Origin of the sequence: Mucilaginibacter yixingensis (assembly GCF_041080815.1) — a bacterium.
Taxonomy (GTDB): domain Bacteria; phylum Bacteroidota; class Bacteroidia; order Sphingobacteriales; family Sphingobacteriaceae; genus Mucilaginibacter; species Mucilaginibacter yixingensis.
The window spans coordinates 3,551,400-3,569,478 of sequence record NZ_CP160205.1; the positions used below are offsets into that span (position 1 = coordinate 3,551,400).

An 18,079-nucleotide genomic window follows, 5' to 3' on the forward strand; every position below is an offset into this window, starting at 1 on the left:
GGCCGATTAGCGAGTTAAACGTATTATCTAATGAAATTTAGCCTGCTTGTACCTTGCTATAATGCCGAATGTTTCATTGAAGGATTTTTACGCAACATCTCAGAGCTGATCTTGCCTTTTGATGAAATATTATTCTATGATGATGCCAGTACAGACAATACAACAGACATATTATCATCCAAAGGTTATAAGGTTATTAAAGGTAATAGTAACCGCGGACCGGGCTACGCGCGAAATGTGCTCGCGGAACATGCCTCAGGGGATTACCTCCACTTTCATGATATAGACGATCTGCTTCGACCAGACTTTCTTGAGAAAAGCTATGAAATACTTCAACAAACTGAGTATGATGTTATACTATGTAATGTCGACTGGTACGACAGCAATTTGGAAAAGATTATTTTAAGTTGGAAATATTCTAACCGGGAGTTGAACAACAACCCATTGCCATATATTATTTCGCACCCCGTTGGTGGCATCAATGGTTTATACCGGCGAAGTGTTTTTCTTAACACGGGCGGCTTTAACACCAATCTGCGCATCTGGGAAGATGCCGATATGCATGTAAAACTGGCTTCAAAAGCCGGCGTGACCTTCAAGGTAATAGAAGAAGTTTTATCTCTATCTGTCAGGTACTCAACTTCGTTAAGCAGCAACCAGTCGTTAGGATGGGTTACGCGCTTTGAGCTGCTACAACAATATTATAATAACTTTACGGATAAAACCGTAAGAGAAGCCATTGGGCAACAGGCACAAATTACTGCAAGCAGCCTAATTATGTGCGGGCTATTAGATGTGGCTAAGAAAGCCCTTCAACTAAGTGAACACTGCCGGGTAAAAGTACCGCAAAGCAAAAACTATCCATGGAAGGTACTTAAACGTATTTTGCCCGCGAGAGTGCGAATAGGGTTGCGCATGTTACAGTTACGGCATGCGTTCAGACATCATAGCGCATCAAATAATTAAAATATCTACGCCTTTGCCGGCTCAAAAAACATAGTGATTAGCATTTTAGAGTTAAATGGTTAGCTTAACCTAAATCTTTTATATAAAAACAATCCGGTGAAGGACCGACCCGTTATACCAACATTTACAACTATAAAATTCTTACTTAAAAGAATAATCATCGCCTTATTTACAAACAATCCTTACAGACTAGAAAATTTCAAAAATTTATATAAAGAGCCCAACGGCTTACCTGTTAACCGGCCCGAACAACTCAATTATACCTTACTAAAGCAAAAAGGCGCAACATTTTCTTATCAGAAATCACCATCGTCGCAACCTGATGTAGCATTACACAGATCGATCAATAATCAACCACGTTATTTGCCTACCGGGCTCTTTAAAGAGCCAGACCGGGTTGTTTACAGCATTAGTAACGCTGCTGTCTGGAGTCAATTAGGACTGGTGTATGACATTAAAGAACGCGCTTTTATCAACGAGTCGGCTAAAGACTGGGTAACGGATCTAAGAATATCTCCCTTAACTACTGCTTTTCACTTGCCTAAACCAACCCGGTTAACCGGATTAACATTATCCTGTTTAACCGTGGGTGCCGACGGCGGGTTTTATCATTTTTTTTATGAAGCAATAACGAAACTATACATATACCAGCCTTTCATTTCACAGGCGCAACAGATTATATTTAACGGTCCGGTAACCAATTGGAAGTTAAAATGGCTGCAACTCGCAAAAGTTGATAGCTCTAAAGTGATCTGGATGGAAAACCAGGGGCATTATGTTGCGGAGCAATTACTGTTCACCAATCGGCTTGTTGCAGATCAACAGATCAACCCCTGGAGCATTTATGCTTTAAGATCACTATTTAATGTTCCGGTTGCCTGCTCATTTACGCACCCATCCGGTATTTTATGGCTCACTCGCAAAAATGTACAAGCAAGAAATATAGTATGGGAAGATAAATTACTATCACTTTTTCCGGCTATAAATTCTGTTGTGTTAGAAGACATGTCTATTGAGCAAACTATTGCAATGTTCCGGTCAGCCCAAATAGTTATAGCACCGCATGGGGCCTCACTCAGCAATATATTATTCTGCAATACGGGCACTAAAGTTTTAGAATTATATGATAAAGGCACCTATTTTCAGCCCTGCTATTTCCGCCTCTCAGAACTATGCAAACTAAGGCACGAAATTGCCTATTTAAACTTCAACAATGCAGATGATGAGGTTTATGGTTTAACTCTGGCTAAAAAACTAATAACCAATCTATTACAAAATGCGTAGATTATCAGGCATATTCATTCGCATTTTCTTTCGCTCCCGCGGTATAGATCTTCGCAGCCATATTATTATCAAACCTAATGTTTTTCTGTCGCGTGGCTTTTATAATGGCAGGAAAGGACACGTTGTCATTCATAATAATTGCGAGTTGTGCCGGGGCGTCATCATCAAAGCATATGGCGGTCAGGTAACCATTTATCAAAACACTTTTCTGGGTGAGCACGTAACCATCTACGGTCATGGCGGTGTGGAAATTGGTCAAAATACGCTGATTGCGATGCATACCTGCATTGTTAGCTCTAACCATACCATCCCAAGTAAAGATACCTTGATCCGCTCCCAGCCTGATATTCTTTTACCGGTTAAAATAGGCAATGATGTATGGATTGGCGCAGGAGCTAAAATTTTAGGTGGCGTAACCATAGGAGATGGCTGTGTGGTTGGCGCCGGAGCAGTTGTGACCAAAGACTTACCACCTTATGCCGTTGCAATGGGGGTGCCGGCACGGATAACTGCTTACAGGCAATGAGTATTAAACTATCTGTTATCATACCTACCTATAATCCGGATGCAGATATTCTTGGTCAAACGTTGCAGGCTCTAAAAGTGCAAAGTTTACCGTCATCAGAATGGGAACTGATTATTATAGATAACAATTCAACCCCGGCTGTTAAGGTTGATTTACAATGGCATCCGCACGCCACAATAGTTAAAGAACCTAATCAAGGTCTTACCTATGCCCGCATAAAAGGTTTTGAGGAGGCTAAAGGAGATGTAGTGGTAATGGTAGACGACGATAACATTTTAGCGGCTGATTATTTGCAGCATGCACTGCAACTGTTGGAGAACCGGCCGGCACTGGGCGCTGCAGGTGGCAAATCATTGCCTGAATTTAAGGCAGAGCCTCCTGTGTGGATTAAAGATTTTTACGGCAATCTTGCATTAAGAGACTTAGGCAACGAAGCAGTAACCGGCAAATGGGAAGGCTGTTATCCGGGCTTTGCACCAATAGGTGCCGGTATGATTATCAGAAAGACGGCCCTAAAAAACTACATCCGTCATATCAATGAGGGAGCAAGACTAATCAGTGATCGACAAGGGCAATCGCTTGGCTCTGGTGGCGATAACGATATGGTGTTAAATATATTGAAAGACGGTTGGGAGATTGGCTATTTCCCACAATTGGTATTGCATCATATTATCCCGGCCAATCGCTTAGAGTACCGCTACCTGGCCAGGCTTAATAAAGACAGTTTTAAATCATGGATCAAGGTATTGCACATCCACGGCATCAATCCTTGGAAGAAAACATCGCGCTGGTCTGTACCTTTACGCAAGTTAAAACTGTGGTTTACCCAACGCGCTTACGTGGGTAAAGCCAACTTTATAAAATGGCAAGGCTATTGCGGCATGGCCGAAGCATTAGCTGATTTATAACGTGCTACAGCAAATTATCAATATCCTTTACCGGTACCCCAGGTCAACATTAAAAAGATATGCACGGTTTGGCGGCTATCTAAACTATCGCCGCATGCTGCATGGCCGCAACAAGATGCAGCAGATGGCCATAAACCTACCCCCTGTTCAATCATATCCAGATGGCCTGCCTATCTATTTTTTAACCGGCCGCAACTACTTGTATCAAACGTTATTTTGTATCCAATCGCTGGTACGGGTAACCACTGCCCAGTTTAAATTTATATTGGTTGATGACGGCACTTTTAATCACCAGATAACAGAACAGATAAAACGCCAATTGCCCGGGGCTGCTATTATTATGCAGGAAACCATCGAGCAAAATCTAAATACAATATTACCTGCCGTAAAATTCCAGGCACTGCGTAATAAGCGTAAGGTTTATCCTCACCTAAAAAAACTTACAGACATACATGCACTTCCCGGTAATGAGTGGAAACTGGTAATGGACTCTGATATGCTTTTCTGGCACGAGCCTAAGGCATTGATAAACTGGCTAAAACATCCGCAATTTCCTATATACATGGTAGATTGTGTTGAAAGTTATGGCTACACCACCCAGTTGATGAAAAGTTTATGTGGCACCAACTTACCAACCTTAATCAATGTGGGGATTATAGGTTTGAACAGCAATAGCATTAATTGGCAGGATCTGGAAAGCTGGACTAGTGAGTTGGAAGCAAAAGAGGGCCCATCCTATTACCTCGAACAAGCGCTTACAGCTATGCTGATTGGCCAGCAGCCTGCCCTGGTTTTAAGCGGCGACGATTATATCGTAAATCCGGATAAAAACATTATTTACGGACAGCAAAAAATCTTGCATCATTATGTCGACCTTTCTAAAGAATTTTATTTCAAGCATGCATGGCAACAGATAGCAATTCCATAGTACAATCGTTATGGATTGGCGGTCAGCTTTCAAAAGTTGAACAACTTTGTATCCAGTCTTTTTTAGATCATGGGCATGAGTTTCATTTATATGCTTATGAGGATATTAAGAATGCGCCCGCTCGAACGCAAGTTATCGATGCAAGCAACATCATGCCGGCAAGTTCTATATTTCGCTACAAAGCCGGGTGGGCAAAAGGCTCAGTATCTGGCTTTGCCGATGTTTTTAGAGTAATGATGGTTCTTAAAAATGGAGGATGGTGGGTAGATATGGATATGATTTGCCTAAAGAAACTCGATTTTAAGAACGATTTTGTAATCTGCTCGAGTTACGAAGGTGAATATGATCAATTAGTTAATAACTGCATTTTCAAATGTCCTCAACAGCATCCGTTCCTTCAGTATTGCTTAGATGAAATAAAAAAAATTGATTTAGAAAACATGGATTTCGGACTAGCCGGTCCATTTCTATTTCAGCGGGCTATAAAAAATTTAGGTTTGGAAGAGCAGGTCTCTCCATACCAGATTTTTAATCCTATAGCCTGGAAAAACGTAAGCGAATTGGTTTTAGGGCAGTTATCGCCCGCTAATAAAATTAAAGAACAACTAAGGCCGATTTTTAAACCGGCCACCATGCCCGGTAGAAAGATATCAGATTCATCATACACAGTGCACTTTTGGAATGAGGTTTGGAAGAATTGTAATCTTGATAAAAACGGCACCTACGGCAGTTCATCGCTTTTTGAAAAACTTAAACGCAAACACGGTATTTCCTGATTGAAAAACAACAGCACCTTAGTTTCCATTTGTATACCGGCTTATAATTGTGAGGGATTTATTCCACAAGCACTACAGTGCCTGCTTGCGCAAACATATAATAATATTGAACTGATTGTTGTAAACGATGGCTCTACTGATGGCACATTAAAACTGGTTGAAAGCATAAAAGACAGCAGGCTAAACGTCATCACTAATGCCAACCGGGGAGCCTCGGCTGCACGAAACATTGCTTTTCAAAGGTCAAAAGGACAAAACATTATTTTTTTTGATGCTGACGACTGGGTGGCCCCGGATTTTATTACCAAACAATTACTTGCATTAAATGGAGCAGATAATTCAGTAGTGCTCTCGGCCTGGGGGCGGTTTTATAATAATGATCTAAATACATTTAAGGCAGCCGAAATATCAAGTGGCCAAATCAGCTTCACAGAATGGATAAATCAATACTGGTACAATGCCAACCCTATGACAAATCCGGGACGTGCACTCATTCCCCGAAAACTTATTGAAACAGTTTCCTGGAACAAAGATTTGACTTTAAATGACGACCTCGAGTATTTTACACGTGTTTTTTTAAATACAGAGAAAATCATCCTTAATTCTGACGCCATGCTGTATTACCGATCAGGAGTCAGCGGATTATCAGGCACTAAAAACCAGCAAGCCTACCAGTCACTTTTTAATTCTGTAAAAATTTCTACCACCCTTGTACTAAACCATTACCCTAACAATACATTAATAAAGAAAAGTTGTGCCAACATGTGGCAAAGCATTGTTTATGAATTGTATCCACGTCAGGGTCACTTAGTTAAATTGGCCGAGCAAAACATAGAAAAACTCGGTGGCTCGGATTTAACTTTTCCCGCCGGTGGATATTCTCGTTTACTATCATATTTTATTGGCTGGCGGGCAGCGAAAAAGATTAAAACATTGTTATTAGCATGGTAACTTGTCGTATTTTTTTGCTTACATATAACCGTAACCAGCTTTTGCCAAGAGCTGTGAACAGTATACTCAATCAAACTTTTACCAATTGGGTGTGTGAACTCCACAATGATAACCCTGAAGACAATTTCCCTGCAGAATATATTCGGTCCTTAAATGATGACAGATTTGTAGTTATCAATCACCCTCAAAACCTTGGCGCTACATCTACCTTTAACCTGGCATTTGCCGCTTGTAATGAAGATTATGCCAGTATACTTGAAGATGATAACTGGTGGGAGCCTGCGTTTTTGCAAACAGGAATTGAGGCAATGCTGGCAGATAACTCTGTTGAAGTTATTGTATGCAACGAAAATATATGGGTTGAACAAATAGATGGTAGTTGGCATGATACCCGCCAAACAATATGGCCTGAAACTATGGGCCAGCAGTTCTATACCTATAACCTTGTCAATAAGTGTGGATCGGCAAAAATTTGCAATAGCTCAATGATCTGGAAAACGCAGCATGCAGCTCAATGGATAACGCCCAACAATATACCGGTTGACGTAACTGAACATTTTAGAGAGAGATTGATGCCACACCCCATATTACTGATCAATACACCATTGGCAAATTATGCAAGAACACTCGTTTCACATCGATCCAAAGATACCGCGGTTTGGGGGGCATACCAGGTATTATTAATTGCTTCAGTATTTCAATTGTTGAATTTTGCTGATAGCCAAAAGTTTGCCGCCCGCTTGTGGGAACAATCAGCAAATAATTCACCATACCAAACAACACTTATAAACACCGCTTTGGCAATAAAACAAGCATCGCCATTATTAAAATACGTGTCGACTGCTAATAAGTTCAGGTATTTGCTTACAATACTAAGAAACCCCATACGCTGGTTTAAAATAGTTAACGCTTCTTATAATTATCCGACGCAGTGGACCTTTCTTCTTGAACATACATACTTTACAGGCATTTGAGAAAAAGTATTTGTATTATCTCACAATCGCACCTCAGCCGCAATCCGCGTGTACTCAAAGAATGCCTGGCGCTACAACAAGAAGGTTACCAGGTAACTATACTTACTGCCATTTACAGCCACGATTTATTGAATGAGGATAAACAACTGCTAAAAAACAGTGGCGTGACCTGCCTTTTCTATAGCGACCTGCGCAAAAAAAATTTCCGGACTTTTAAAGACAGGTTGATTCGTAAAACGATGGTCTTTCTACAACAATATTTCGGTGTAGAAAGCACCCTGAGTTTAGGCTATGGCGCCAAAAGATTAAAAAAAATGAGCAGGCAAATACAGGCCGATCTTTTTATCTGTCATCAGGAACTACCTACCTGCATCGGCACATGGCTATTAAAAAAAGGCAAAAAAACAGCCTTCGATCTGGAAGATTGGTATGCCGAAGATCTACTGCCCGAAACACAAAAGAAGCGCCCAATACACTTGTTAAAGGCGGCAGAGCAGTACGTATTACACAATGGTACATACTGTACCACTACCTCAATTACTTTAGCTAAAAAGCTGTCAGTGGTATACCAAAGCCCACAGCCCGCTGTGCTTTACAATGTGTTTCCCAAACCCAATATACCGGGCGGCGAAAAAACTTTCAATACACCGCTTAAGCTATTCTGGTTTTCACAAACTATAGGGCCTGGCCGCGGACTGGAGCAATTTATTGCTTTGTTGCATTACATCAATGCACCGGTAGAGCTGCATTTACTTGGCGCTGCAGATACCAGGTATCAGTCCCTGCTAACGGGGGCTATACCTTTACAGCATAGCATCCATTTTCATGGGTTGGTACCAACACAGCAGCTTCCGGGAGTAATAGCTCAGTTTGACATCGGCTTGGCGCTTGAGATGGATGAACCGCCAAGCCGTAATTATACCATCACCAATAAGTTTTTCCAGTATATCCAATCGGGTTTGCCGGTTATTGCGTCGGCCACGGTAGGGCAACTGGAAGCTTTTGAAAGCTATACCCCGGGCTACATGCTGGAACATGGAATGTCAGAAGCCGATGCTCCGGGGTTGGCCTCCTGGCTAAATAATGCCGATGCGCTACAGGCAGCACGCCAAAGGGCACTACAGGCGGCGGAGTTCTTTAACTGGGAAAATGAATCAAAAAAACTGGTAGCACTGGTTGAAAATGCCATCGGCAAATAAAGTTACACTCCAAATTAACCTGGCTCCCGGCGATTATCCGCTGGCCCGGCACTCTTTGCCTCACCAGCTCAACGCATTGGCCAGCCAGGTAGACGAAATACTTTTAGTTGTTGATACCCGTCGCGGCAAGGGCCGCTTTGCAGAGGGCTGGCAACAATATGCAGATCACCTTAACCTGTTTCTAAGTGATCTAGCCCAAAACTACCCTGTAACCATTGTACCTGTCGATTACTCCCCGGCCGCTAAAAAGCAGGTGGCCAATTACTTTTTTGAGGGCAATAACATACCCGACAAGGATTTTCGCGGCGGACCGTTTTATGTTTATTTCTTTGGGCTTCATGCCGCCCGCAATAACGTTATCCTCCATCTGGATGCCGATATTTTATTAGGGGGACACAACAACACCTGGATTGCAGAAGCTACTGAAACCTTGCTCAACACCCCTAGTTGCTTTACCGTTTCGCCGCTACCTGGGCCTCCTCATCCTGATGATGTATTGGTTGGGCAAACTCAGCAAAGCAAACCGGCAGCATATACTTATGTTTTTAACACCATGAGTACGCGCATATTTATGATGGATAAAAGCAGGTTTAGCACCCATAAACTAACGTTTCAATCGCCTTCGTTGCGTAATCAACTAAAGGCAAAACTGGAAGGTAATCCACCGGCTGATCTGCCGGAGCACATCGTCTCTGCCTACATGCAGCGCCATCAACTTAAACGTATAGACTTTTTAGGGACGGGCAAAGGCTTGTGGTCGCTCCACCCCCCCTATCGCAGCGAAAAGTTTTATAACGATCTGCCAGAGATTATCCGCAAGGTTGAGCAGAACGATCTTCCACAAGCGCAATTAGGATTCTATGATATAGTAGATGAAGTTTGCGATTGGACCGAAGCGCGCGAAAAACTGCGCTATAATCGCTGGTATAAACGTTTGTTCAGAATTTGAAACGTGTGCTCATTATATCGCCCTATTTTCCTCCGGTAAATGCGGCAGATATGCAACGCATACGTATGAGCTTGCCCTATTTTAAAGATTTTGGATGGGAGGTCGAAGTAGTTACTGTTGATCCGAAATACAGCGATCTTTCTGAGGATGAACTACTTTTAAAAACCATCCCCCTTCAAACTAAAATTCACTACGTAAGGGCCTTGCCCAAAAAGCTAACCTCTAAAATTGGCTTGGGCAGCATAGCCCTGCGATCGTTATGGTTTTATAAACGCCCTGTAGATAAACTATTACGAACTCGGCACTTTGATCTGATCTACTTTTCTACCACACAATTCCCGGTTTGTATTTTGGGTGCATACTGGAAAAGAAAGTTTAAGATTCCCTACGTAATTGACATGCAAGACCCGTGGCACTCAGATTATTACCGGGATAAGCCTAAACATCAGCGCCCGACCAAATTTTGGTTTTCTTATCGTCTTAACAAATACCTTGAACCCAGAGCAATGCGATTGGCCGATGGCGTGATAAGCGTTTCTGAAGACTATATTGCAACACTTCAAAATCGCTATCCTTGTCTAAAAAATGTTCCGGCAGCAACTATTACATTTGGCGCATTTGGGCCCGATATGGATATCGCGCTGAAACATCAGGCTGATTTTCCATCACTGTTAAATGAAAATACGATTAACCTTGTTTACGTTGGTCGCGGCGGTGCAGACATGCGAGCTGCTATAACACCTGTATTTTCCGCATTTAAAAAAGCCTTACTCGCCAATCCGGATATTAGCCGTATTCATTTTTACTTTATAGGTACCAGTTACGCGGCTGCGGGCACGGGCGTGCCAACCATCGCTCCGCTGGCTGCAGCGTTAGGTGTAGCGACCTATGTTACCGAACGAACCGACCGCATTAGCTATTATCACACTCTTTGTACTTTACTGAAGGCTGATGCCCTTTTTATTCCAGGGTCTGACGATCCGCGGTATACAGCGTCAAAACTTTACCCTTACCTGCTTACCGGCAAACCACTGCTTACCATGTTCAATGCGGCCAGTCCTGCGCTTAATGTATTAAAAGAGTATGGTGTGTATAATAGCTACAACTATACAGATGTTGATAGCGGCCAATTAATTGATTTTTTCCAGCGCCTGGCATCCGGCAACCTGCCGCAACCTGTTTACAATGCTACGGCTATGCATCAATACTCAGCAAGGGAAATGACGCATCGTCAATGTCTGCTTTTTGACAACGTAATTAATTCCATTCAGCCTGCCGATGCGTAAACTGGCCATAGTTGTTACGCACCCCATTCAATACTACGCCCCGGTATTTGAATTACTTACGCAGCGCAGACAGATTGCAATCAAGGTATTTTACACATGGGGCGATCAATCTAACAATAAACATGACCCGGGCTTTGGCAAAAAAATCACCTGGGATTTGCCTTTACTAACCGGTTATGATTACGAGTGGGCACGCAATACATCAGCCCAACCAGGGTCGCATCATTTTAAAGGAATCATTACTCCAGACCTCATTGCACAGATAGAGAATTATCAGCCTGATGCTATTTTGGTTTTCGGGTGGGCTTATCAAAGCCACCTAAAGGTTCTGAGATATTTCAAGAGTAAATTGCCAGTCTATTTCAGAGGCGACTCTACACTGCTTGATGAGCGGGCAGGCTTAAAACAACTCATCAGATCAATATACCTTAAATGGGTTTACAGCCATGTTGACACTGCTTTTTATACCGGCATCAACAATAAGGCTTACTTTAGTAAATATGGCCTAAAAGACCATCAGCTGTCGTTTGCGCCACACGCTGTTGATAATCGGCGCTTTGCGACAGATCGGTTCGATGAAGTAATAAATCTACGCCTAGGTCTCAACATTAAAAACAATGATATCTTAGTGCTTTTTGCAGGTAAGCTGGAAGCCAAAAAATCACCGTTATTGTTACTTGATGCTTTTAATAAATTGAATGCGGACCAGGCACATCTGTTATTTATTGGAAACGGCGAGCTTGAAACGATGTTAAAGCATCGCGCTAAAGGTAACCCCAGAGTGCATTTTATTGATTTTCAAAATCAGACCAAAATGCCTGCGGTTTACCAGTCGGCCGATGTCTTTTGCCTTCCGTCAGGCGGACCGGGTGAAAGCTGGGGTTTGGCCGTTAACGAGGCAATGGCCTGTGGCAGGCCTGTCATCGTATCAGACAAATGTGGTTGTGCGCCGGATCTGGTAGACGACAGCAATGGCATTATCTTTAAAAGCGGCGACGTTGATAAACTTGTGGCCGCACTTAATTATTTAACTGCTGATAAGGCCAAACTACAGCAATGCGGACAGGCATCCGCACAAAAAATTGCAGCCTGGAATTTTGAACAAATAGCTATCGCCATTGAAAATAAACTCAACAGTGAAACTTAGAAAACTACCAGCCAGCCAATTCTTTATCAACAATTAAAATGCAAAAGCGCCAGTCGTTAGAACGTATTATATTTCTGTATATGCCATGGGGCTTGGCTTTATTATGTAGTTCCAGCCCAGCAACCTCCTATCTTATTGCCTGGCTCGGCTCTTTTTTTATATTCTTTATCACTTTTACAGGCATACTGGTGCCGCTGCCTGATGACCGGCCACTGGCCGAGCAACTAATGCGGCCAATATTACTAGTACATATCATTTTTGCCGGATATATGTGCTGCACTTCTATCTTCTATTTTCTGGATGCGCTGGGGTATGATAATTTTCATAAAATGCCTTTTGTAATTTTAGATCAGCATAAAATTGAGTTGATAGCCCAATGTCAACGCTATTATTGCCTGGCTCACGCAGCATTTGTTACCGGCATAGTGTCTACTATGCGCTACCCAATAAAGCAAAAAGTACGTGTAGAAGTAGAAAACATAACTCAGTTACTTTTTAAAGCAGCATTAATTACTTACCCTGCATCTATCCTGTTTTTAAAACTTCCGGGGCTTTCACAATTTGCCAACCAATTCAACTCATTAAGCTTTATTGCCTGTACACTAGCCCTGGCATTCGCCATACCAGAGAAAAAGGCAATTAATACAACCATATGTTCTCTTTTATACGCATTTAACTTTTACACATCATTAGTATCAGGCTTTAAAGAACCTATCATTATCAGCGTAATGGTGCTGGGTATTTTTTTGTATCCAACCTATAAAAAAGCAGTAATAATTACCTTTATACCAGCCCTGCTACTATTGTTTGTGTTATTGCCTACATACGCAGCAGTATTTAGGCAAAATGCATGGTCTGGCGATGTAGATAGCAATGATGCACGAGAACTGGCAATTGATGCCGCACTTAATCAAGACTCGGAGACTTTAAACAATACTAACTGGACTTTTCTGGTATACCGTTTAAGTGAAATAGATATGTTTACCAGTTACCTAGAGTCAACACCAGATAAAATTCCGTATTATAATCTTGATCTGGTAAAGCAATCGTTCATCGTGCTGGTGCCGCGTGTATTTTGGCCATCAAAACCAAGTACAGAAGCACTCGTAATGGAACGCGTGTACAATGCCGGCGTAATTAACAGGGGCTCAAACGTATCGGCCAAACCGGCTTATATTGTAGACGGCTATCTTTCTGGTGGCGTGTTAGGCATTTTTATCTCCTTGTTTCTTTATGGCGCTGCAGCACAATTTATATCTCAAAAGGCCGAACAACTATTTGGCGGCTATCTTTTAGGTACGGCGCTCATGTTTTCGGGCTTATTCCAGATATTTTGGCGGGGCTTGAGCTTTGAATTTATACTTAATAACGTTTTCTGGAGCTACGTAAGCATGTTGCTGATTGCACGCTATTTGCGTAAAAAAGATATACTGCAAGCCATTGAAGATACTACAGATTAATGCGTCCTACAAGCCCGCGTTCATTTACGGCGGCCCAACCATGTCTGTAGCGGCACTGAGCGAAGCTCTGTTAAAAGCCGGTATTGATACCGAAGTTTATACCACTACCGCTAACGGTAAAGGTAAAGGTGATTTTGCCCCGGGCGCACAATCTGTTGATGGTGTAAAGGTTCATTATTTTAAACGCATTACCGGCGATCATTCCCATTTTTCGCCGGCGCTTTTACGGCATCTATGGCAAACCGTTAAACAGTTTGATGTAGTACATATACACGCCTGGTGGAACCTTGTATCTATGTTCTCGGCTTTGGTAGCGTTACTGCGCAGGGTGCCGGTAGTGGTTTCTCCGCGAGGAACTTTAAGTTGTTACACCTTTCAGCACCGCAACAGCTTGGTTAAATCTCTTTTCCATCAACTGATTGCCCAACGTTTGCTTAAACGTACCATAATCCATACTACAGCAGCAATGGAGCAGCAAAATTTGCAAACTGTTGCAGCGCCGCGCGGTTATGTAATCATCCCTAATTTTGTTGCGCTGCCTGCAGAAATCCCCAACAAAAAAACATCTGAAGACAGACCGCTGCGCCTGCTTTATTTTTCGCGCATCGATCCTAAAAAGAATCCTGACTTAATCATAAAAGCGCTGCCACACGTCAGCTTACCTTGCATGCTTACATTTGCCGGTAACGGCGATGATAGCTATATCGAAAGTTTGAAAACGCTAAGTAACACCTTAGGTGTTGCAGATCGCATCAATTGGATAGGCTTTCGTAAGGATGATAAATTTGAGGTGATGGCAGATCACGATATCATGGTGCTTCCCTCGCAGGATGAAAACTTTGCCAATGTTGTGATAGAAAGCCTGAGTGTGGGGACAGCAGTAATAGTTAGTAAAACCGTAGGCCTGGCAGATTACGTAGCAAACAAACAGCTAGGTCTGATTTGTGACACCGATGAACTTTCATTAGCCCAACAGATTAACTTGCTGGCAAATAATCCTGAAAAATTAAATGACATTGCCACAAACGCGCCACAAACGATTCGTGCCGATTTTGACGATAAACGACTAACATCGCAATACATAGATCTTTATCATAAAACTATAGGATTGAGCAACAATGGCTGATTTTTCGTTCATCATACTTACTTATAACGAGGCAATACACCTGCCGAGGCTGCTTCAATCTATTAAGGATCTGAACGCCCCGCTGTATGTACTTGACTCGGGCAGTACCGATGAAACGGTGGCTATAGCAAAGGCCGCCGGCGCCGTGGTAGAACAGCATTCATTTGAGAATCATCCTAAGCAATGGCATTATGCGCTTAATACTTTTGCCATTAATACGCCCTGGCTGATTTGCCTTGATGCCGACCAGATTGTTACACCAGAACTAAGGTTAAAACTACAGCAGTTTAAAAACCAGAATTATGCGGATATCAATGGTATCTACTTCAGTCGTAAAAACTTTTTTAAGGGCAAATGGATCAAACATGGCGGCCTGTACCCGTTCTATCTACTCAAAATGTTCAGAAAGGGCATCGGCTATTCTGATCTGAACGAGAATATGGATCATCGTTTCATCGTTCCCGGCAAAACCGTGATCTGGAAGCACGCACATTTGCTGGAAGAAAATCTGAAAGAGAACAACATCCGTTTTTGGATTGAAAAGCATAACCGTTACAGCGATTTAGTGGCGCAGGAGGAAATAGAACGAATGCAACAACTACGCAATCAAACTATTAAACCCAGGCTCTGGGGCTCGCCCGACGAACGCACGGCCTGGCTAAAAAATCTGTGGTGGAAAATGCCGCGCTATTCGCGCCCTACTGTTTATTTCATTTATCGCTACTTTTTCCGCTTCGGGTTTCTGGATGGCCGCACCGGGTTTATCTTCCATTTTTTGCAGGCCTACTGGTTCAGATTGATTGTTGACGTCAAAATAGACGAGTTATTAAAAAAGACTGATGAAAGGGATTAAGCAACTGTGGCAAGATCCTGCTGTACGCTTCGCGGCAATCTTCATATCGCTCTTTGTACTTTTTGATCTTACTTGCCTTGCGCTATATGGGTTAAGCCTGCCCGGCAACAACTATAGCCAGCTGGTGGCCGATTATTTGAATATTGTTTATGGTTTGCGCTGGTTATTATTGCATGCATCCAGATTCTTTTTGGTGCTAATGGGGCACACTACGGTGATTAACGAGAGCCAACTACTTGTGGCCGGCCATGCCCGGTTGCTTCTTAACTATAAATGCCTGGGGTTGGGCGTAATGTCCTTTTTTACGGCTTTTGTAATTGCTTTTCCTAAACCACTGCGTCAAAAACTACTGTTCCTTATCTGCGGTTTAATTACCATTCAACTGCTCAACGTTATCCGGATAGTCTTGCTGGCGTTATACTGGCACAGAGCGGCCAACTACTTTACAGATCAGCATACTATTTTTGATATAGTAGTATATCTTGTAGTAATTGCGGGCCTTTATTTTTGGATGCGCAGCAATTCAACCAACGCCAATGCAGCAAACTAATCTCTCACTTTATAACAACTCACCGTTTCATCCCGGCGGCAATGCGCTTAAAAGGGCATTTTGGTATGTGGTTAATGTTGCTGTTTTCAAGAGTTCGCTATTGCCCTTCAGCGGTTTAAAGCGTTGGCTGCTTCGTCTTTTTGGTGCAAAGGTAGCGGGCGGTGTAGTCATCAAACCCTGCGTAAACATTAAATATCCGTGGAATTTGCAAATTGGCGCAAACACTTGGATAGGCGAAGGCGTTTGGATAGACAGCCTGGTAAAGGTAAGTATTGGCGCCAACGTGTGCCTGTCGCAAAACGCGTTGGTACTTACCGGTAGCCATAATTATAAAAAAACAACGTTTGATCTGATCACCGGACCCGTAACACTGGCCGATGGTGTGTGGATAGGCGCCGGTGCCATCATCAATCAAGGCATTACTGCGCAAACACATGCGGTGCTTACCGCCGGATCTATTGCCAACAAAAACCTGGATGCCTACAGCATTTACCAGGGCAACCCGGCCATTAAAATACGGCCCCGGGTAATGGAGAACAATTAATGCCAGACTTAAAGAGCCTTCACAAACCTATCCTCGCTATAACTGCGCTGCTTACGTTTTTGATAAGTGTGCTCACTTTTATACATCCGCCGGCGCTTTATCCTGATACGGCCTACGGCTTTCAGGTGCTGCGCAACATGCGTATGGGTGGCGAGTTTAATATTTTACCACGGCCAGATCAGGAAGATATTTCTAAAAGTCTGCACTACTTTTTGGCGTGGTGGTCGCCGGGACAATACCTGGTGCCGTATCTGTTTATCAAACTATTCGGGCTGAATATTGGCAGAGCGGTAGCCGTAACGGTAGCACTAGGATCATTCATTGGTCTGTGGGGATTTTATCGCTTGTTTAAAAAGCTTGGTTTTACCCCCTTGCAGGCAGCGTTCAGCATTTTCTTTATTGCCTGCCAGCAATTTTATGTTATCCCTTATGTATTTTACAATGGGGGCGAGATTCTCATCTTCGCTTTTACGGGCTGGTTCTTGCTGGGCTGTACGGCTATCAATAAAATCAACTGGCAATTCGGGGTATTCATTTTGTTCTCGGGACTTATCGGCTTCTTTTGTAAATCGGCATTTATCTGGCTTTATGGGGCGGGACTAATCTATTTGTGGATCAGGCTCTCCAACGGAAAAAATCTCACTAGATGGCTGCTCAATGGTATAGCCATGGCTGTGCCTTCTATCCTGTCGTTAGCTATCATCTATTTTGGTTACCTTTCTAAAGGCGAAACACCAACATCCGCCGCTGCGGGCTTAAAGGTCACACTTGAAGCTTTTGCCTTCCCTATTGCATCCCCGCTACTGGCCGGGTTTTCTATTGACGACCTGACCAACGGCCTCATCTTTCATGCTGATAAACCCATCTTCAACCCGCAGTTAACGGTCATCATTTTATTGCTGTTAGCTGTGGGGAGTCTGGCCCTGTTCATCGGCATCCTTAAAAAGGTCCGTCATAAAAACTACCAACTGCTTTTGGGGATTTTATATGCCGTAGCCTTCCTCTTCTTTTGCTGCCAGTTTCTGCTTCAGGCTGATATTTCATACGAGGCACGGCACTTCCGCATTTTGGGAATTATGATTATTCCCGGCATCTTTTCCCTGCTGGGGAAAGCACCCATTAATGGACAAGCGGCATTCGGCGTGGTCTGGCTGCTCATTGCGGGCACTACTGTTTACTTTTTTGGCAAAGGCTATCATCGCAACGCGTTTGAAACCGCACACGGCAGTACCGGTGTGGCGCATCTTTTTATAGATCAAACCACGCTGAACTACATCACCCGGCTGGACGAGCAGCACACCAACGCCCGCTTTGTTTTTGTAAGTCCCGATATTGGCCTCGAAATAAAACATAACCACATCATCTCCCTAAACCCCATTGGCAATGACCTGGTCATTGATCATGATTATTATGATCATTCCGGTCACCCAGGGCCCCTGTTTATGGTGTTGCCTGCCTCATACATGGGTACCAAAGCCAATGAGCTAATGGGCGCTTTTGTAGATTACCAGAATTTTACCATCATTATGCCCGGTAAAAGCTCTGTTATTTATCAGGCTGAATAGTTAAAATATTGCAGCAAAAGAGAAGCGCTTCTGCAAAACAGAAGCGCTTCTCTTTTAAAGTCCCGCTCTCCCTACCCTTTTCAAGAG

At 43.0% G+C, this 18,079-nt stretch carries 18 protein-coding genes; all 18 read left to right on the forward strand.

Annotated features, from left to right (window positions below; genetic code table 11):
• The first annotated feature begins 30 nt into the window (after nt 1-30).
• Nucleotides 31-966, forward strand: a complete 936-nt coding sequence (locus tag ABZR88_RS14305) for a glycosyltransferase family 2 protein (RefSeq protein ID WP_107826681.1) — start codon at nt 31-33, stop codon at nt 964-966.
• A 537-nt stretch (nt 967-1,503) separates the two neighbouring features.
• The gene (locus ABZR88_RS14310) at nt 1,504-2,250 is read left to right on the forward strand and encodes a DUF563 domain-containing protein (RefSeq protein WP_369434696.1); all 747 of its coding nucleotides are present in this window, start codon (nt 1,504-1,506) and stop codon (nt 2,248-2,250) included.
• Entirely contained in the window at nt 2,243-2,776 is a 534-nt protein-coding gene (locus tag ABZR88_RS14315) for a DapH/DapD/GlmU-related protein (RefSeq protein WP_107826679.1), read from the forward strand. Before ABZR88_RS14310 ends, ABZR88_RS14315 begins: the two co-directional genes overlap by 8 nt.
• Nucleotides 2,773-3,684, forward strand: coding sequence for a glycosyltransferase (locus tag ABZR88_RS14320; protein WP_107826678.1), 912 nt, complete (start codon nt 2,773-2,775; stop codon nt 3,682-3,684). The genes ABZR88_RS14315 and ABZR88_RS14320 overlap by 4 nt, the downstream gene beginning before the upstream one ends.
• A gap of 1 nt (nt 3,685) precedes the next feature.
• Complete coding sequence (locus ABZR88_RS14325; protein WP_107826677.1) at nt 3,686-4,612, forward strand: glycosyl transferase; 927 nt, start codon at nt 3,686-3,688, stop codon at nt 4,610-4,612.
• Nucleotides 4,588-5,388 carry a glycosyltransferase gene (locus tag ABZR88_RS14330; protein ID WP_107826676.1) on the forward strand — a complete coding sequence of 267 codons (801 nt, stop codon included), beginning with the start codon at nt 4,588-4,590 and terminating at the stop codon, nt 5,386-5,388. The genes ABZR88_RS14325 and ABZR88_RS14330 overlap by 25 nt, the downstream gene beginning before the upstream one ends.
• Nucleotides 5,389-6,339 (forward strand): glycosyltransferase family 2 protein, encoded by a 951-nt coding sequence (locus tag ABZR88_RS14335; protein ID WP_107826675.1) that lies wholly within the window; start codon nt 5,389-5,391, stop codon nt 6,337-6,339.
• Nucleotides 6,333-7,313 carry a glycosyltransferase family 2 protein gene (locus ABZR88_RS14340; protein WP_107826674.1) on the forward strand — a complete coding sequence of 327 codons (981 nt, stop codon included), beginning with the start codon at nt 6,333-6,335 and terminating at the stop codon, nt 7,311-7,313. Before ABZR88_RS14335 ends, ABZR88_RS14340 begins: the two co-directional genes overlap by 7 nt.
• Entirely contained in the window at nt 7,310-8,512 is a 1,203-nt protein-coding gene (locus ABZR88_RS14345) for a glycosyltransferase (RefSeq protein WP_107826673.1), read from the forward strand. The genes ABZR88_RS14340 and ABZR88_RS14345 overlap by 4 nt, the downstream gene beginning before the upstream one ends.
• Nucleotides 8,496-9,461, forward strand: a complete 966-nt coding sequence (locus tag ABZR88_RS14350; protein WP_146166451.1) for a hypothetical protein — start codon at nt 8,496-8,498, stop codon at nt 9,459-9,461. Before ABZR88_RS14345 ends, ABZR88_RS14350 begins: the two co-directional genes overlap by 17 nt.
• Nucleotides 9,462-9,466: 5 nt before the next feature.
• Complete coding sequence (locus ABZR88_RS14355) at nt 9,467-10,747, forward strand: glycosyltransferase (RefSeq protein ID WP_245916990.1); 1,281 nt, start codon at nt 9,467-9,469, stop codon at nt 10,745-10,747.
• Entirely contained in the window at nt 10,740-11,894 is a 1,155-nt protein-coding gene (locus ABZR88_RS14360) for a glycosyltransferase family 4 protein (RefSeq protein ID WP_107826671.1), read from the forward strand. Before ABZR88_RS14355 ends, ABZR88_RS14360 begins: the two co-directional genes overlap by 8 nt.
• A 38-nt stretch (nt 11,895-11,932) precedes the next feature.
• A complete protein-coding gene (locus tag ABZR88_RS14365) occupies nt 11,933-13,354 on the forward strand; it encodes an exosortase Y-associated Wzy-like protein (protein WP_107826670.1) in 1,422 nt (473 codons plus the stop codon).
• On the forward strand, nt 13,335-14,480 hold the full coding sequence (locus tag ABZR88_RS14370) for an XrtY-associated glycosyltransferase XYAG1 (RefSeq protein ID WP_107826669.1): 1,146 nt from the start codon (nt 13,335-13,337) through the stop codon (nt 14,478-14,480). The genes ABZR88_RS14365 and ABZR88_RS14370 overlap by 20 nt, the downstream gene beginning before the upstream one ends.
• Nucleotides 14,473-15,333 carry a glycosyltransferase family 2 protein gene (locus ABZR88_RS14375; RefSeq protein WP_107826668.1) on the forward strand — a complete coding sequence of 287 codons (861 nt, stop codon included), beginning with the start codon at nt 14,473-14,475 and terminating at the stop codon, nt 15,331-15,333. The genes ABZR88_RS14370 and ABZR88_RS14375 overlap by 8 nt, the downstream gene beginning before the upstream one ends.
• Entirely contained in the window at nt 15,320-15,883 is a 564-nt protein-coding gene (xrtY, locus tag ABZR88_RS14380; RefSeq protein WP_107826667.1) for an exosortase Y, read from the forward strand. The genes ABZR88_RS14375 and xrtY overlap by 14 nt, the downstream gene beginning before the upstream one ends.
• Nucleotides 15,870-16,427, forward strand: coding sequence for a WcaF family extracellular polysaccharide biosynthesis acetyltransferase (locus tag ABZR88_RS14385; protein ID WP_107826666.1), 558 nt, complete (start codon nt 15,870-15,872; stop codon nt 16,425-16,427). The genes xrtY and ABZR88_RS14385 overlap by 14 nt, the downstream gene beginning before the upstream one ends.
• Nucleotides 16,427-17,992, forward strand: coding sequence for a hypothetical protein (locus ABZR88_RS14390; RefSeq protein ID WP_107826665.1), 1,566 nt, complete (start codon nt 16,427-16,429; stop codon nt 17,990-17,992). Before ABZR88_RS14385 ends, ABZR88_RS14390 begins: the two co-directional genes overlap by 1 nt.
• Nucleotides 17,993-18,079 lie beyond the last annotated feature (87 nt).

Excerpts from the sequence above, each read along its gene's own strand:
- ABZR88_RS14305 (WP_107826681.1), top strand. The coding sequence starts at position 31 with ATGAAATTTAGCCTGCTTGTACCTTGCTATAATGCCGAATGTTTCATT.
- ABZR88_RS14315 (WP_107826679.1), top strand. The coding sequence starts at position 2,243 with ATGCGTAGATTATCAGGCATATTCATTCGCATTTTCTTTCGCTCCCGC.
- ABZR88_RS14320 (WP_107826678.1), top strand. The coding sequence starts at position 2,773 with ATGAGTATTAAACTATCTGTTATCATACCTACCTATAATCCGGATGCA.
- ABZR88_RS14330 (WP_107826676.1), top strand. The coding sequence starts at position 4,588 with ATGGCAACAGATAGCAATTCCATAGTACAATCGTTATGGATTGGCGGT.
- ABZR88_RS14340 (WP_107826674.1), top strand. The coding sequence starts at position 6,333 with ATGGTAACTTGTCGTATTTTTTTGCTTACATATAACCGTAACCAGCTT.
- ABZR88_RS14350 (WP_146166451.1), top strand. The coding sequence starts at position 8,496 with ATGCCATCGGCAAATAAAGTTACACTCCAAATTAACCTGGCTCCCGGC.
- ABZR88_RS14360 (WP_107826671.1), top strand. The coding sequence starts at position 10,740 with ATGCGTAAACTGGCCATAGTTGTTACGCACCCCATTCAATACTACGCC.
- ABZR88_RS14365 (WP_107826670.1), top strand. The coding sequence starts at position 11,933 with ATGCAAAAGCGCCAGTCGTTAGAACGTATTATATTTCTGTATATGCCA.
- ABZR88_RS14375 (WP_107826668.1), top strand. The coding sequence starts at position 14,473 with ATGGCTGATTTTTCGTTCATCATACTTACTTATAACGAGGCAATACAC.
- xrtY (WP_107826667.1), top strand. The coding sequence starts at position 15,320 with ATGAAAGGGATTAAGCAACTGTGGCAAGATCCTGCTGTACGCTTCGCG.
- ABZR88_RS14385 (WP_107826666.1), top strand. The coding sequence starts at position 15,870 with ATGCAGCAAACTAATCTCTCACTTTATAACAACTCACCGTTTCATCCC.
- ABZR88_RS14390 (WP_107826665.1), top strand. The coding sequence starts at position 16,427 with ATGCCAGACTTAAAGAGCCTTCACAAACCTATCCTCGCTATAACTGCG.